Source organism: Nostoc sp. FACHB-110, from assembly GCF_014697425.1.
Classification (GTDB): Bacteria; Cyanobacteriota; Cyanobacteriia; order Cyanobacteriales; family Nostocaceae; genus Nostoc_B.
Window position 1 is genome coordinate 291,161 of record NZ_JACJRU010000002.1, and the last position, 16,677, is coordinate 307,837.

General features: G+C 40.6%; 9 protein-coding genes. 1 reads left to right on the forward strand and 8 read right to left on the reverse strand.

Annotation, left to right across the window (positions count from 1 at the left end; genetic code table 11):
- Positions 1–123 precede the first annotated feature (123 nt).
- Complete coding sequence (locus H6G69_RS03600; protein ID WP_242071965.1) at positions 124–3,120, forward strand: TonB-dependent siderophore receptor; 2,997 nt, start codon at positions 124–126, stop codon at positions 3,118–3,120.
- 116 nt (positions 3,121–3,236) lie between these two features.
- On the opposite strand, the gene H6G69_RS03605 is transcribed toward H6G69_RS03600, so the two are convergent.
- The 8 genes from H6G69_RS03605 to glgX form a co-directional block, all read right to left on the reverse strand.
- Positions 3,237–4,535 carry an MFS transporter gene (locus H6G69_RS03605; RefSeq protein ID WP_242071966.1) on the reverse strand — a complete coding sequence of 433 codons (1,299 nt, stop codon included), beginning with the start codon at positions 4,533–4,535 and terminating at the stop codon, positions 3,237–3,239.
- Between the two features lie 52 nt (positions 4,536–4,587).
- A complete protein-coding gene (locus H6G69_RS03610; protein WP_190681688.1) occupies positions 4,588–5,460 on the reverse strand; it encodes a ferric iron reductase in 873 nt (290 codons plus the stop codon).
- Between the two features lie 41 nt (positions 5,461–5,501).
- Complete coding sequence (locus H6G69_RS03615) at positions 5,502–6,482, reverse strand: iron-siderophore ABC transporter substrate-binding protein (protein WP_199335701.1); 981 nt, start codon at positions 6,480–6,482, stop codon at positions 5,502–5,504.
- Between the two features lie 702 nt (positions 6,483–7,184).
- A complete protein-coding gene (locus H6G69_RS03620; protein WP_190681690.1) occupies positions 7,185–8,366 on the reverse strand; it encodes a low temperature requirement protein A in 1,182 nt (393 codons plus the stop codon).
- 15 nt (positions 8,367–8,381) lie between these two features.
- A complete protein-coding gene (locus H6G69_RS03625) occupies positions 8,382–9,839 on the reverse strand; it encodes an ATP-binding protein (RefSeq protein ID WP_190681693.1) in 1,458 nt (485 codons plus the stop codon).
- A gap of 3 nt (positions 9,840–9,842) precedes the next feature.
- Complete coding sequence (locus H6G69_RS03630; RefSeq protein ID WP_190681696.1) at positions 9,843–11,504, reverse strand: FAD-dependent oxidoreductase; 1,662 nt, start codon at positions 11,502–11,504, stop codon at positions 9,843–9,845.
- A gap of 521 nt (positions 11,505–12,025) precedes the next feature.
- Positions 12,026–14,197: an AGE family epimerase/isomerase gene (locus H6G69_RS03635; protein WP_190681699.1), complete on the reverse strand. Its 2,172-nt coding sequence runs from the start codon at positions 14,195–14,197 to the stop codon at positions 12,026–12,028.
- A gap of 36 nt (positions 14,198–14,233) precedes the next feature.
- Positions 14,234–16,354 carry a glycogen debranching protein GlgX gene (gene glgX, locus H6G69_RS03640; protein WP_190681702.1) on the reverse strand — a complete coding sequence of 707 codons (2,121 nt, stop codon included), beginning with the start codon at positions 16,352–16,354 and terminating at the stop codon, positions 14,234–14,236.
- Positions 16,355–16,677: the final 323 nt, after the last annotated feature.

Below are 16,677 nucleotides of genomic sequence, written 5' to 3' on the forward strand. Positions count from 1 at the left end.
GCAAATAATTTGCAGCTAAATCTGGAAAAACCTGAAAGAGATAATGGCAAAGTTATCGATAAAATATTGCGTCAATCATATTCAATAAGAATATTTTGCTTAGGTGTGAGGATAAGTATCAAGATGCAAGAACCATTAGTGAAGAGTCTGTTATTTAAAAGTTTAGTTGCAGGTGCAGTACGAATTCAGTCTGGATGGATGAGTGATATCCGCTCGCTCGGACTAACATTAGCGATAATTAGTAGTTTGATACAACCATCTCATGCCAAAGAACTAGATACTATTAATCGTCAAAAATCCTATTCGAGGAATGCCGCACCATTACTTGTGCAAAACAGTAATAATTCAATTACTAAAGTCACAGGCGTTAAACTCAATTCTACAGATAAAGGCATCGAAGTTATTTTAGAAAGTGCTAACACAGAAGCACTTAAACCAGTCAATCACAATCAAGGCAACAGTTACGTAGTTGATATACCCAATGCAGTATTAGCACTACCTGACGGTGGCAATTTTACTCAAAATAATCCGAAATCAGGCATTGTCTCTGTCAGCGTTACGCAAATTGATCCCAATACTGTTCGCGTTACAGTCATCGGCGAAACCAGCTTACCCACAGCAGAGTTATTTGATAGCGATGAAGGTTTGATTTTTGCTGTTACACCAGTTTTATCTGCTACTCAAGTACCACAGCCAACACCAACTGAATCTACCCCTACCAAGATTGCAGAAGTTACAGGAGTCCAACTTAATTCCACTAATAAAGGTATTGAGATTATCTTGGCAACTCCAGATGGCGAAAAATTACAAGTAACGCCTCAAACTGAAGGCAACACATATATTGTGAATATAAATGCGGCGCAACTGCGCTTACCCAACGGTAATACATTCCGCCAAGCGCAACCTATTGCGGGAGTAAGTGAAGTCACAGTCACTAACTCTGATGCCAACACTATCAGAGTGGCCGTCACAGGAGTAGATAGTATTCCTCAAGTAGAGTTATTTGATAGTGACCAAGGTTTAATTTTTGGTATAGCCTCAGCTGCATCCTCTAACCAAGCCAACGCCCAACCCCAAACACCTACAGAATCAACCGCACCAGAACAGCCAGCGACTGAAGAACCAATTGAATTAGTAGTTACCGGAGATCAAGATAGCTATCGTGTCCAAGAGTCATCCACGGCTACAAAAATAGACGCACCACTACGCGACATTCCGGCCTCTGTACAAGTGATCCCTAAAGAAGTAATAGAAGACCGTCAAGTAGTGCGTCTGAGTGAGTTAGCAAACAACGTCAGTGGCGTACAACAACAAGCAGGTTACGGTGGACTTTCTTCTTCCGGCTACTATATTCGCGGTTTTGAATCTGGTTTTGAAGGACTCCGCAACGGATTTAAAGATTTTGGCTTTACTAGCCCGCGCGATGTAGCTAATATTGAGCGAGTCGAGTTTCTCAAAGGCCCAGCATCAGTACTTTATGGTAGTGCCAATAATCCTGGCGGTGTTGTTAATACAATCACCAAAAAACCTTTAGCAGAACCATTTTATGGAGTCAGTTTTACTGCGGGTAGTTATGACTTTTATCGCTCTACTCTAGATTTGACTGGGCCTTTAACCGACGATAAATCTGTATTGTATCGTCTGAATATTGCCTACGAAAATTCTGGTAGTTTCCGAGACTTCATTGACAACGACAGCTTTTTTATATCTCCTGTCGTGACCGTGAATATTGGCCCAAGAACCAATATGACGTTTGAATACGAATATCAAAAGTATAACTATACCTTTGATCGAGGCTTTCCGCCGGGAAGTGTATTTTTACAACTACCAATTAGTAGATTTTTAGGAGAGCCTGATTTTAATAATGCTGAATTTAGATCCAACGTTTTTACCTATAAATTAGAACACGAATTTAGCGATAATTGGAAATTCCGCCAAGGATTTAATGTTACTAGTGTCAATGGCTATACTCGCACAGCACGCAACGCCACTTTTTCTGAACCATTTTTAGAAGATGGTCGGATACTTCCTCGAGTAGCTGAGACATCTGACGAAAAACAAGACAACATTTCGCTGCAAACTGAAGTAAGTGGCAAATTTAATACAGGTTCTATTCGTCATAATGTGTTATTTGGCGTAGAACTAGCAAACTATCGATTTACTTACGATTTTTCTAGCGCGCCCATTGCTGGGATAGATATTTTTAATCCGGTGTATGGTGCAAGACCAGGAACTTTTGAGCGGTCTTTTGCTGACAAATATGGTGGCGAGAGTGTAGCAGTTTATTTTCAGAATCTGATTGAATTAACACCTAATCTCAAATTATTAGCTGGTGGTCGCTTTGATTGGGTAGATTCTTTTTATACAGACTTAGTAGCGAATGCTGACGCTCTTAGAACTTCTGATTCGGCATTTTCGCCAAGAGTTGGTCTGGTTTATCAACCTACTGACACAACTTCAGTTTATGCCAGTTGGACAAACGCATTTAGTCCACAATTTTTTGGACGTAGCCGAACCAATGAACCGTTTGAGCCTGAAACTTCAGAACAGTTTGAAGTTGGGATTAAACAGGAATTTTTTGACAAGCGTCTTTCAGCGACTTTGGCTTATTTTGATATTACAAAAAATAATGTACTCACTACAGATCCTCAAGATTTCAACTTCAGTGTTCAAACTGGCGAGCAAAAAAGTCGGGGTATTGAATTAGATATTGCAGGTGAAATTCTCCCAGGATGGAAAATTATTGCTACCTATGCCTATATCGATGCTTTTGTCAGTGAAGACAACGACCCCACATTGCTTAACAATAGGTTACAAGCTGTGCCATATAACAGTGCCAGTCTCTGGACAACCTATGAATTTCAAAACAACAATTTACAAGGTTTGGGATTTGGTTTGGGACTGGTTTATGTTGATGAAAGAGAAGCAACTTTGCCAAATACTATCAAAATACCGTCTTATGTCAGAACTGATGCCAGTGTTTTTTATCGTCGGGACAATTGGCGAGCCGCTATTAATATCAAGAACCTCTTTGATACTAAATATTATGAGTCTCAAGGTTCTTATATCGTGACAGGTGCGCCGTTGACTATTTTAGGAACGGTTTCTTTTGATTTTTGATGTTAGGTAATTATCAATATAACTGATATCGTATCTGGTGATTCACCAGATACGATATTGTTTTACTTACAGGTAGCTTTGTAGGAGCGGAAAAGGTCTGTCGAATTCACGTTGTTTTAATTAACTAGCTCTCCATCATGGTCTGGGACAATAGTTTCTACATTCCGCAGAATAGGTACAAAAAACCCAATTAGACCAACTAGTAACATACACAAGGAACAAATCACGTATAAAAGAGCTAATCCTGCACCAGGGCTAGTACCAAATAATCCTCCGAGGCTACCCACGAGGAAACCTCCTGGTTGCAAAGCTGGTGTGAAAACTCGATCTGCTAAAGGCCCGGCCATTAAATAGCCTATAGCCGAGGCTGCCTGAACAACTAGCGATCGCGTAGCAAAAACTCTACCTTGAATATGGGGAGGTACTTTAGCTAACCAAATAGTATCTTCTGAACTGCCATTTAACGGGAAATGGAAAGATGAGCAAAATTGTGCTGGAATCCATACCCAAGGAGTTCTACTTAACCCAAAGATAGTTTTACTTAATCCTGCACCCATCATCCCCAATAAAACGCCGTGAATTTTGCGTCTAAAACTACCCCAGGTGCTAATAATTACTGCTCCTGTCACACCACCCAAACCAGCCGCAGAAGCTAAACTACCTAACACCAAACTATTACTATTTGTCCGTGACAAAATCATAGGTGCGTATAAGGCATCACCAACATCATGGGGAAACCAAAATAATAAATTGGCGATTAATAGCGCGAGTAAACTTTTGCGCTGATTAATGTAACGCCAACCCAACCCTAAATCTCGCCAGAGATGAGGAATTTTTTCGGTTTCGCTTGTTGGCTGTGGTTGAGGAATATTTACTAATAGTAAGCTGCTAATGGCGATCGCAAAAGTAAATATATCAATTAACCAAATTCCTAAAAAACCAATAACTGTGTAAAGATATCCAGCCAAAGCGGGTGCAATAATATTGCTGCCGTAACTAGATAAAAACTCTAAACTACTAGCACGGGTATAGTGCTTTTTCGGAATCATCAGCGATATTGATGATGAATATGCCAACTTCTGAAATTGATTGAATGTCCCAACAATCGCACCTGTCAGATAAAAGTGCCAAATTTGTAAATTATTAGTCAGATACAGCAGCAAAATTATGACAGTAGTTAAAACTGCTACTGTATCACCTACCATCATCAATAATTTGCGGTTAAAGCGGTCTACAATCACACCACTAATGGGGGTAATAATAATACTAGGCAATAAACTAAAAAAACTCACTAAAGCAAGAGTCGTTGCCTTACCTGTAATTTCCCATGACCAAATTTCAATCGCAAAACTGGTCATACTACTACCCATAGTAGATACTAGCTGACCAAGCCAGACGATCATAAAATTACGCATACTGGCAGGGGTTGATTGTTGTGACATTTGTAGTAGTTAAATGAGTGTGATTTTAGCTATCTTCAGCCAAGTCGGCTTTCATTAGGGCAATTCTTTCGGGCGTTTCTATCAAAGGACAATTAGAACATTTGCCATCGTATGGAGGAATATAAGCATATAAACAACAAGTGAGTCTAACTGTTACTTGATTAGGTAAACCTGGCTCATTGAGTTGTTCTGTACGTACTAAGTTATAAAGAGGGTTACGACCTGGTAAGACTAAACTCTCAGGCTGTTCATACAAAGCTGAATAATCGGCTTGTCTTGCTTCTTTTGTAGTACATTGACTAAGTTCAAAAAACTGTCCTTCAGAGGCGTTAACCGCATTACCCCACATAGTTTTTTTCGAGAGTTTAGTTAACCTCTGAACCAGGTCAATGATTGGTGCTAAATTGCGTTGAAACAACCCAGTAAATACGAACTGATGTAAATCATCAACACTATTAACTATTTTTCCTGGATAGTTTGCGGGGATATCAATAGCCTTTAGTGAAGCTGACTGAAGATAGCGCTGCGGATAAATAACACTACGACTTAAATCGTGAAACCATAAAGCTTTAGGTTGACTATCTTCTAAAACCAAACTCACATTATCAATAGAAGCATCTAGACCCACACCAGCCCAAGTCATCAGTGCTAAAACACCTGGTAATGTAGCCCAACTATAAACTTTATTCCAGATAGATGCTGCAATACGAATATCTTGGGTTTTTTCGTATTCTGGAGTTGCTTGGATAACAGATAAAAGTCTTTCTGGTTGCAAATAATCTTGGAGTAGGATGACCTCGCTTCCCTCCGGTGGAGGAGTCAAGATGATGCAGTCAGTGTAGAGACTTTCTAAATTATGTTGAGCAGATATGAATACTTGTTCTATAAAATCACACATATAAATGACATTTTCTCGATAATTTTAATGTCGCTATAAGTTTACGCATCTGGCAATAAATATTTAACTAGGTCATCCAAAACTGCATTTGCTGACAAAATAGTGCCAAAAATCCAGTAGCCAGAATCAACAGTATATACCCGATTTTGTTTAACTACATTTAGCGTCTGCCATAAAGGATTATTCTGATATTTTTGTAAATTTGCTTCTGCACCTGGATCTACTGCGATAAACATTGCATATGCTTCTAACAAATCTACTCGTTCTAAGCTAACATTATCGTAACTTACCCGTGAATTACTAACTTGCATTTGTGCCAGGGGAATAGATAAATTTAGTTCATCTAAAATGCTGACGGGAAATGATAATTTATTCAAAAATTGCGTAAATTTTAGGTCTGTATAAAATCGCATTATACAAATTTCTGGCTTACCAAGTTTTTGCGCAAATTCTAGTTTTAATTTTTCGACTCTTTGTTGATATTGCTCTATTAATTTTTCTGCATCTTGCCTTTTATCTAATACTTGAGCAATCTGTTGAAAAATTATTTTCCAGCCAGTTTCGCTAAAACTGAATGAAACTGTTGGAGCTATTTGAGAAAATAATTGATAATCTTGAGGACTAATCCATAAACCTAAAATTAAATCAGGATTTAATTGGACAACTTTTTCAAGATTTATCTGGCTTTCGCTGCCTAAATAAGTAATACCGTCTATTTTACCTTTGAATATACTTTCTTTATGTCCTACCCGATTAGGAACTGTTGTTGCTATTGGTTTTAAACCCAAAGCAACTAAAGATTCTAAACTATCGATGTCAGTGACAACTATCCGTTGAGGATGCAAAGGAATACAAGTTTCCCCTAATTCATGTTTAATATAGCGGCATTCTGACTTTATTGGTTGGACATTTTTAGAATAAATTTGTTGAGGTACAAAGTTATAACATCCTTGAATCAAAATAAGACCCAGAGTGATGAGGAAGAATAATTTGATGTGCTGATAACAGCGTTTATAGAGCATTGTTTAGTGTAGTAAGTATTCGCAAATTCAACAGTTATCCAATTTCAAATTGGTCAGCAACAGGGTGTAGTGAAGACGGTACTGGAGGGACGAGGATGCCCCAGATTGTACAATTGTCTTGACTCATACAGAGCTTGTAACGAAGGCGGTTGTTCGATGCTCTTTATTCCCCTACACCCCACACCCCGCCCCAATGTGGCTTGGTAACTGTTGTCTGTATCAGTTGATCGCATATGGAAAATAACCCGCTTAAACACTCTCCATCGTGAAGGCGATCGCTACACCGAAGCCCAGCAGCAGTAATATGACTATGCCACTATCGCTAAATATTTTGCTGATTTCCATCTGCTAGCCCCTAAAAGTTCAAATGCTCTGTCAAATCCAAAATTTGATGCAATAGATTTGCAATAAACACTAAAATAAAATAGAAACTATGTCAAGTTGAATCATCCAGAAATTCGGATAACTTACTCTTGCAGGCAATAATTTTGTTTGTCAATATCCGTTGTGTGAGGATTTACAGCTATTATTCCCAATTAACTGTAAAAATTTATGGCGCAATTTTGCCCTAAATCATCTCAAGACTAACGCAAAATACTTTCAATAAAATTTTCAGGTATGCTAAAATGTACGTTCATAAAAAAATTCCCAGTAATTCACAGCTGCGAATTACTAGGAATAACAATAGACTATCTCTGGAAGTTAAGCAGAAAAACTATTAGTGGCTTGACGTAAATCGAGGATAATTTGCACAGCACTCACTCCAGCGATGATCCCAATCAACTCCATAGCTGATAAATCTCGACCAGCTACAGCCAGAGCCAAAATTATTGCAGCTGCCACAAACCGATAACCTGCGCGGACTTTGCAGCGTAGTCTAGGGTCTGTACTCAGACCAGTTAAATAGATAATTCCCAAGGTAAAAAAACACAGTGCCAAACTAGCACAAATCAGCCAGCGTTCAGCAATTGCCAACCCAAGACCTAGATCATTGGCAATAGCGTGTTCTACCCCAACCCCAGTAGCTGTAATTCCAATTACTAAGGGTAAGTGCATATAGACCCAAGTTTGATAAGCTCCTATGTGACGACACGCACGCGCAGCTTGAATCGCAGAACCACCAAGGTTGTCAAAATATAACCACCACAAACTAAAAGCAATACTCAGTCCAAACACCGCCGTATAAACCGATGAGAAATGCCACTCTTGTTGAGCCACTCCATTGACTACGGCCAAGACTGCTTCGCCTAACACAATTAAGGTAAATAAACCAAACCGTTCCGGTAAGTGTGAAGCATGGGGAGCTAGTTCTACATGGACAGACTTGCCTGCTGTGGTGACTATGGCAAATTCTAGAGTCAACGCCAAAATCCAAAAACCAAATCGCAGTGGTAAAGGTACAAACACCGACATCAACCAAATTAATGCACCAAGTCCAGAACTAAAGGCAATTCGGTTTGTTAATGGTCGTGCTGTTGTTATGTGCTTTCCAGCCCGGAGAAACTCAATGACTAACAACAGACGAATCACGACATAACAAAGGGCAAAACCAACTGAACTTTTACTCATCCCATCGTGGACATTGACTGCTAAGGCAGCTACCGCCAGCATTTGTAAGCCAATTAAAAGACGATGCCCTAAATCATCGGTGTCAAATAAGTTAGCGTAGAATGTCGCACCAATCCAAGACCACCAAATTGGGACAAAAAGCATCAAAAAGCTCAAAAAACCGGATAATGATACATCCCGACTGAGATTATGAGCCAGTTCGGAAATCACAACCACAAAAAATAGATCAAAAAATAGTTCTAACCAAGTTGCGTGTCGTTCGGCTTCTAAATCTTCACTAATACGTAACTCCGGTGATTTCAACCATTTTCTCATCCGTCCCCTCCTTAACTAACTGTGTACAAATTGCATAACCTGATCTAGTGGTATAAACTGGCACTCCTGACATTCGGATGTTGTTTCAGTTAAAGAGATAGGCAAAATTACCTGAAAGCGGGTATTTCCTGGCTCGGAGAACAAACGGATTTCGCCTTTATGCTTTTCTATAATTCGGTAACTAATGACTAGACCTAAACCTGTTCCTTGACCGACTCCTTTGGTGGTAAAGAATGGCTCAAAGATGCGTTGTTGAATCTCTGGGGGAATGGCTGGGCCATTGTTAGCAATTTCTACGAGGACGCATTTGTTTTCCCGTGCGGTGCGAATCTTAATTTGCCCTTGTCCATTCATGGCATCGATCGCATTATCAATCAAGTTTGTCCAGACTTGGTTAAGCTCGCTACCATACACTGAAACCAGGGGCAAACTTTGGTCATAATCGCGGATAATCGCAATACCGTTTTTCAGCTTATGACCAAGAATTGTCAGGGTGCTTTCAATTCCCTGGTGAATATCTACCTCCTGCATGGGAGCCTGATCCATATAGGAGTATTCTTTAATCGCTTTGACTAATTCGGAAATGCGCCCTGAACTTTGTTCAATTTCGTCTAAAAGCTCAATTCCTGAGAGTGTAGATTCTAGCAAAGCCAAAACTTCAGCGAGGGATTCAGGTGGTAAATTTTCGACAATTCTATCTAGAGAAGAAGTATCTAGGCCTCCCCGAACCAGAGCAGAAACAATTTTCCAACCGTCAGGAACATTGTTTAAATCTAGCCAAGTCATGATTTCTTGTTCACGATCGCTTTGTGCGAGCAAGTCGTCTAATTCACAAGGTGATGCGGCGTGTAAAGTGACTGTTTGCAACAAATTTTCCACAAACATTAGCTGTTGCTGGGTCATTTGCCAATGATTGAGTTTCAGTCCTAAAGCTGGTAATTGATGAAAAACCTGATGTAAATACTTGGCTCCGCGAACAACGGCCGTTGCTGGGTTGTTTAATTCGTGAGCCAAACCAGCCGCTAATGTACCCAAAGCAATCAGCTTTTGGTGGTGTTGGGACATGGACTCTAAAATCTGTACTCGTTGGGCGGCAATGATTAAAAGGTCGCGTGTAATGGAGGGACAGGTTGTGAGCATTTGCCAAAATGTCGTTGTGTCCCACTTCAACATATAGCTAGGCTTAACAGCACGCACGTTAACCAGGTGGTGCGGTGCTTCTAACAAAATCAACTCATGACCTGTATATGTTCCCGCACCAAAAGTCATGATCTGTCTTTCAACATTGCCAACTGTTTTGGTGAACTCTATTTCGCCTGCGATCAAGACGTAGAAATTATCTACAGGTTCGCCCTCTAGAGCGATGTATTCTTCAGGAATCAGACATAATTCCTGACCGTGGTCAGACAACCATTGCAACTGCTCATTTGTCAATTGTGCAAACAGTGACACTTGACGCAAAGCATCTAACATAAACTACACCTTGCTGAGATATTGATGGATAAACTGAATAGCGATCGCACCCTCTCCGACACCGGAAGCCACGCGTTTGACAGAGCCACAACGCACATCCCCAGCGACAAAAATACCTGGGACACTCGATTCCAACAAAAAAGGTGGGCGCTCGAGTTGCCACATTTTGGAATGTTTTTTATTGAGCATCAAGCTTGGCCCACTTAAGATAAATCCTTGTTCGTCCCGTTCGACAATTCCATCAAGCCAATCTGTATGTGGTTTGGCTCCGATTAAAATAAATAGTAACTTTGTGGGAACAGTTTGTTTTTCATGGGTTTTTGTATTAGCGATCGTAATTGCTTCTAAATGCGTCTGGCCATGAGCCTCAACGATATGGGAATGAAATCGGACAGTAATATTTTCTGTTGCTAAAATTCGATCTATTAAATATTTCGACATACTGGTAGCTAAAGAGTGACCGCGTACCAATATCGTTACGTGGCGAGCGTACTTAGAAAGGTACACAGCCGCTTGTCCAGCTGAATTGGCTCCACCTACGACATAAACCTCTTCATTTTGGCAAGAGAGGGCTTCGGTCATGGCCGCGCCGTAGTACACACCAGCCCCAGTCAGATGCTCCATCCCCGGCACATCTAGCTTGCGATAAGACACCCCGGTGGCAATTAACAAGGCATAACAATTTAATTGTGTTCCGTCTTTGAGCTTGACCGTCCGATAACATTCGGAAGAGCGTAAATCCACTACCTCTTGCGGGGAGAGAATCTCTACGCCAAATCGTTTAGCTTGAATCACGGCGCGGCGAGCTAATTCTGAACCAGTAATCCCTTGGGGAAAGCCTAGATAATTTTCGATGCGGGAACTTGTTCCTGCTTGCCCACCTGGAGCTTCTTTTTCAATCAAAACTGTGCGTAAACCTTCTGATGCACCATAGACTGCGGCGGCTAAACCAGATGGGCCACCTCCAACAATCACCAAATCATAAAAGGGCATTTGAGCCTGCATCTTCAAGCCAATTTTTTCTGCCAGTTCGGCGTGGCTGGGTTGGGTCAAATAAGAACCATCCGGACAAACTACCACTGGCAAATGCCGGGGATTGCATTTAATTGAACTGATCCACTGAATAGCTTCTTCTTCACTCTCAATATCCAACCACTGATAAGGCGTGTGGTTGCGAGCTAAGAAGTCTTTAATGTGATGCGTTTTAGGCGACCACCGAGAGCCAATAATCCGAATTCCTTCAAAGGGCGGGCGGTATGAAGAATTCCAATCTTCGAGTAAATCGTTGAGAACTGGGTAGAGTAAATCTTGGGGTGGCTCCCAAGGTTTGAGCAAATAGTAATCAATCTTGGCTGTATTGATAGCAGAGATGGCTGCATCAGTGTCTGCATAAGCTGTTAATAAAACTCGTTTGGCAGATGGAAAAACCTGCATCGCCTGTTCGAGAAATTGAATACCGGACATTTGCGGCATTCGTTGGTCTACTAAACACAACGCAACTGTCTGATTGCGTAATTTTAGCTGTTGCAAAATTTTTAAAGCATTTGCACCTGAGTCGGCTCGGATTACCCGAAAGCGATCGCCATACTCATATCGGAGGTCTCGCTCGATGACTCGAAGAACTCCCGGATCGTCGTCAACAGTCAGTAGTACAGGATTAACCAAGATAGCTCCTTGATAGAAATGAGGTTTGTAATAATTGAACTAGCGATCAAGACTAAGGTTTTGTCAGTCTAGAAAAGTCCAGGAGGCTAGGATGCTGGAAAATAGGACTTACGCAAAATATCTCTCAAACTCTCATTTCTCCGTGAACTCTGCGCCTCTGTGGTTCGATTTTCCGTAGCTTGTGCGTAAGTCCTGGAAAAGAAAAAGCTTTCCTAGCTTGATTGACTCCTTTCAAAAATAGGACTTACGCCATCCATAACCTATTCAAAGTTAGGTGTAGGTTGGGTGGAGGAACGGAACCCAACATTCACGCATACTTTGTTGGGTTACGCTATCGCTACACCCAACCTACTGTTCTCTGAATTCTCCTTCAACAGTGCGTAAGTCCTAAATAAGTCACTTTTTTAACCGAGTTTGATTGAGCTTAGTCCTAATAGCTTTGCATAAACCGCAGTTTCTTGGTTATCACCATGTATTTGCGAGCCAATTTTTAGGACTAGCAAAACGTCTGGGATGACAATTTACACATTTGCCAATTCCAGAGTTTCATACTCATCTAAAACGGTTACACTATCGCAAAATGCACTTTTTAACAAAAATTCTTTGACGTTTTCTGGCGCTCCAACAATGTAGAGTTCAACTTGAGAACCCAGTTTTTGTTTAGTAAAAATCAAAGAGCGCAGACCCGCAGTTGTAATACATTCTAGTTCATGCAAGAGTAAGATTAAACGATTGATTGGCTGTTCTGTAGCTGTGGTAATTGCTTGTTGAAAACGTGTCACACCATTAGCATCTAATAAGCCAGTTAAAGCAATTTTGGCAGTACCATGATTGACTTCTAACAAAGTGGCATCAAAAGATACTTGCGTTGGCAGTATTCTCACTCTGACTTTGATATCTTCTTGGGTCACTGGCAATTTGACTGTCAGATTTGCCGCATCAAAATCTGCATATCTTTGTCCATTGATCCAAACATCCCCAATTCGCACACTACCTGGTGGTAAAATATCTGGCGCAACTCGCAAAATATTATCTTTAAAGCCACCTGGCTTGGGTTTGAAATACAAATCCATTGGCTGTTTAGTAATCAGCAAATTCGTATACACGCAAGCTAGGTAAGCCAATTCAAAAGAGTGATAACCACTCATCGAGTGACTTCCTTTGCCGCGCTCTGTACCTAATAAGTAGGGAATACCGTTAGCCAGAACGTTGAAGTAAATACCACCAGCTACATAATCGAGGAACCAAGCATTATAAAAAGCAGCAGCTTCGCGGGCTTGGCGTTGATACTCTGGCTTATCCAGGGAACCACTGAGAATGAGGTAGGCTAAAATTGCTTGTTCTTGTTGCCACCAAGCTTTGCGGTTATGCCAAACAAAACGATGTGTTTCTTGACCTGGTTTTAAAGTGCGTTCTACGACATCATACCACCCCCCACGCTGTTGGTCGCTACCTACTTTGGGCATAATTTCGGCAATCTTTTCTGCCAAAGCTAGATAATTTTCTTTGGGTTTGAGGTGGTTCATCCGCATTAAATTCCAGGCAATTTTCAGATTGTGACCGACAACTGCGCGATTTTGCTGCCATCCCCAAGTTGTATCGTGACTCCAATCTTCATAAAAGCGTTCTTGGACAAATGGGCTATTGTCATAATCTGGGAACCGCTTTTCAATGGTGTCGAAGGTGTACTCTAAGAAATTGGCGTATTCTTCTTTACCTGTAGCTAGCCAAAGATTAATTAAATAAGCTGGCGCATGGTCGCCGACTGAGTTCCAGTTTTTCTTAGCACGATTGTGTCCTAAAGTCTGGGAGTGGGGGCTAAGAGTAATCGGATCGATATGTGAGAAAAATCCACCTTTTTCGGTTTTGTCTAAGAAATACTTATTAAACAGATTAATTGTTAATTCGATATCTTCGAGGATGCGTGGATCGCCTGTAATGCGATAAGTTTGGGTGGGGCCAGCCAGGGCGTAAATTTGCTCATAGGCGGGAATCGCATCATAATCATCGCCAAATTCTGAGGAAAAGATTTTTTGTTCGTTACCACCTGGGTTAATATCAACGGCATGATACCAATAGCAAATTCCTTCACCTTCATCGAGAAAACGCAAATGTTGGCGCAGATATTCAGTGCCTTTTTCGGCTGCTTCTAGATAGCGATCGTCACCAGTCAACATATAGGCTGTAGCAAAACCATAAACTAGGCGAGAGATAGTGTCTGTTTCTTGCCGATTACTATCTTCTTTAGAACCTACTAAACCGATACCAGTACGATATTTGCGATAGTCAATTTCGCCATCTTCAAACTGAGCTTTGAGATAAAAATTGCCCAAACTGCGTATTTGTTTAACCCACCAATCTGGTCTTTCAAATAAATATTCGTTTTCTGTCCGTCCTAGAAAAACTAAGTGTTTGGCTTCAAATTTATGCTCTCCAGCTTCAGGATAAAAAATGCCATAGACAAACACATAGCGATGCGGCACAAGCATATTACCGATTTGACTAGTGCAATCAAAGAAAGGCTCATCTAAATTGCGGACTAGTTCGGCATAGGTCATAGAAGTCAATGCGACTTCAAAGGTTCTACCATCTGATGTTTTGAGATTAAAACTACCAGCATCTCCTTTACTGGAATTAAAATTGACAACATAACCAGCAATCAAATCTGCAAATGAAAAGTCTATCTTACTCATTGAATTAACTCCTTATGGAAAATTTGGGAGCGGAAATTATTTAGAAATTAAAACCACAATGCTACGCTCACTAACAGGATAAACATGACCAGAAACTAAAGTTTCTGCGCCAGCTTCCACAATATCTATACCCGAAGGAAGAGCAGTATCTACGACTCTAAACCATTGTCTATCTTTGATAGGCGGGATTTCAAAATCGAGATCCTCCCAGTACATATTGAGCATGACGTGAATATCTGCTTCTCCTTGAAAACCACCAAGGGTAAAAGCTAAAACTCTGGCATGAGAGTCGTGCCAACCTGGTTTAAACAATTTGCAACCATGCCAAGCGATGTCTGCTAAACCTCGTTCATTCACTTCACCTGTGAAAAAATAACTCCGGCGTAAAGCAGAATGGCAATAGCATTTGCGGAAATTAATCATCAATTTGAAGAATCGGAAAATATCAGCATTCTTCTCTAAAAGATGCCAATCAAACCAACTAATTTCGTTATCTTGACAGTAAGCGTTGTTATTACCTTGTTGAGTGCGTCTGACTTCATCTCCTGCTACAAGCATGGGTACACCTTGAGAGAGCATGAGAATGGCAGCGAAATTTTTGATTTGTCGGCGACGTAAGGCATCAATTTCGAGATTATCAGTTTCGCCTTCAAACCCACAATTCCAACTTAAATTGTCGTTGATGCCATCTCGATTATGTTCGCCATTTGCTTCATTGTGCTTGTGGTTGTAAGAAACTAAATCGTTGAGGGTAAAACCATCATGGCAACAAATAAAGTTAATACTGTTAATTGGTAAATGTCTACTAGATTGATAAAGGTCAGCACTACCAGCAATCCGCCAAGCAACTGCTCCCACTATTCCTGGGTCTCCTTTGACAAAGCGTCGGATGTCATCTCGAAACCGTCCGTTCCATTCTGCCCAGCGATAGCCGGGAAATTCACCAATTTGATAAAGTCCACCTGCGTCCCAAGCTTCAGCGATAATTTTGGTATCAGCTAAAGTTTCCGAGGTTTCAATGTGCCAAATTACGGGCGGATGAACCATTGGTACTCCGTCTTGGTTGCGAGATAAGATGGAAGCTTCATCAAAGCGAAAGCCATCGACGTGCATCTCTTTGACCCAGAATTCTAGGCAATCTACAATTAATTTTTCTACTATTGGATGGTTGCAGTTAACGGTGTTACCACAACCTGAGTAGTCCATGTAGTATTGCTTATCCCAGGGTACTAGATGATAAAAAATACTGTTAAATAAACCTTTGAAGCTGATGGTGGGCCCTTCATGATTGCCTTCATCGGTGTGGTTGAAAACTACATCCAAAATGACTTCAATTCCGGCTTTGTGTAGTGCTTTGACTAAATCTCGAAATTCTCTAATATGATTGCCGACATCAGGAAAAGCACAATATGAAGCTTCTGGTGCAAAGTAACTGTGTGGGTTGTAACCCCAGTAGTCTTTGAGTTGTTTACCGTTGACTTCTCGAAGAATATTTCTTTCGTCAAAGTCAAATATTGGTAGCAGTTCAACAGCTGTAATGCCTAACTCTTTGAGATAGGGGATTTTTTCAATAATTGCCGAAAAAGTGCCGGGATGTTTGCAACCGGAAGAAGATGATCTAGTAAATCCGCCAACGTGTAACTCGTAAATGATGGTATCACTCATGGGATGATTGAGGGGGCGATCGCCTTCCCAATCATAATTAGATATATCAATAACTACACTCCGCATAGATGTAGTTAAATTGTCTTTGTGACCCAAAGCATCATTGCGCTGCCAAAGAGTGTTGGTGTTTCCTCTAGCGTAAGGATCGAGTAGCACTTTGTTTTTATTAAAGCGGTGTCCTCCCCGATGTAAGTCAGAATTACCATTCACTCGATAAGCGTAGTGAGCGCCTGGTTTTAGCCCTTTCACATAAACGTGCCAAAAGTGAAAGGTTTTATGGAACTTTGGGTTTAATTGAATAATTTTTGTGGGATGGGGGGAATCATCTCGATCAAATAACAAAAGTTCAACAGAGGTGGCGTGTTCGGAAAAGATAGAAAAATTTACTCCATCTTTATCTGGAACTGCACCAAAAGGATGAGAACATCCCGATTCTAATTGATAATCTTGTATGGCTAGTTCAACCTGATGCCTATCTGTAATTACAGTCATTATTGCTCTTTATCCTTCTAGTAATTTGTGGTTTATGTAGCACACTTTTAGCCATCACAAATTCTTGATTGTTGTTCATTAGGATGCTTTGAAAAATTCAGGAATGGCTAAATTTGTTTGAAATTAACTGCAATTTTTGACTACAATCTTGCGACTTATCTGCAAGTCAGACTTATATATTTATCAGTATTTTTGATTAATTGCCGAGTCAAAAATTCGTGAATAAGCTGATAAAATTTGAGTTACTCATTCTGGTAATTAATTGACTGTCAAGTGAATTGTATAAATAAATTGTAATATTTTTTTGAAAATGTTAGTAGGGT

What these genes read in the sequence shown, in the direction of transcription:
- H6G69_RS03605 (WP_242071966.1), bottom strand. Translation starts at nt 4,535, where the DNA reads ATGCGTAATTTTATGATCGTCTGGCTTGGTCAGCTAGTATCTACTATG.
- H6G69_RS03620 (WP_190681690.1), bottom strand. Translation starts at nt 8,366, where the DNA reads ATGAGAAAATGGTTGAAATCACCGGAGTTACGTATTAGTGAAGATTTA.
- H6G69_RS03615 (WP_199335701.1), bottom strand. Translation starts at nt 6,482, where the DNA reads ATGCTCTATAAACGCTGTTATCAGCACATCAAATTATTCTTCCTCATC.
- H6G69_RS03600 (WP_242071965.1), top strand. Translation starts at nt 124, where the DNA reads ATGCAAGAACCATTAGTGAAGAGTCTGTTATTTAAAAGTTTAGTTGCA.
- H6G69_RS03635 (WP_190681699.1), bottom strand. Translation starts at nt 14,197, where the DNA reads ATGAGTAAGATAGACTTTTCATTTGCAGATTTGATTGCTGGTTATGTT.
- H6G69_RS03625 (WP_190681693.1), bottom strand. Translation starts at nt 9,839, where the DNA reads ATGTTAGATGCTTTGCGTCAAGTGTCACTGTTTGCACAATTGACAAAT.
- glgX (WP_190681702.1), bottom strand. Translation starts at nt 16,354, where the DNA reads ATGACTGTAATTACAGATAGGCATCAGGTTGAACTAGCCATACAAGAT.
- H6G69_RS03610 (WP_190681688.1), bottom strand. Translation starts at nt 5,460, where the DNA reads ATGTGTGATTTTATAGAACAAGTATTCATATCTGCTCAACATAATTTA.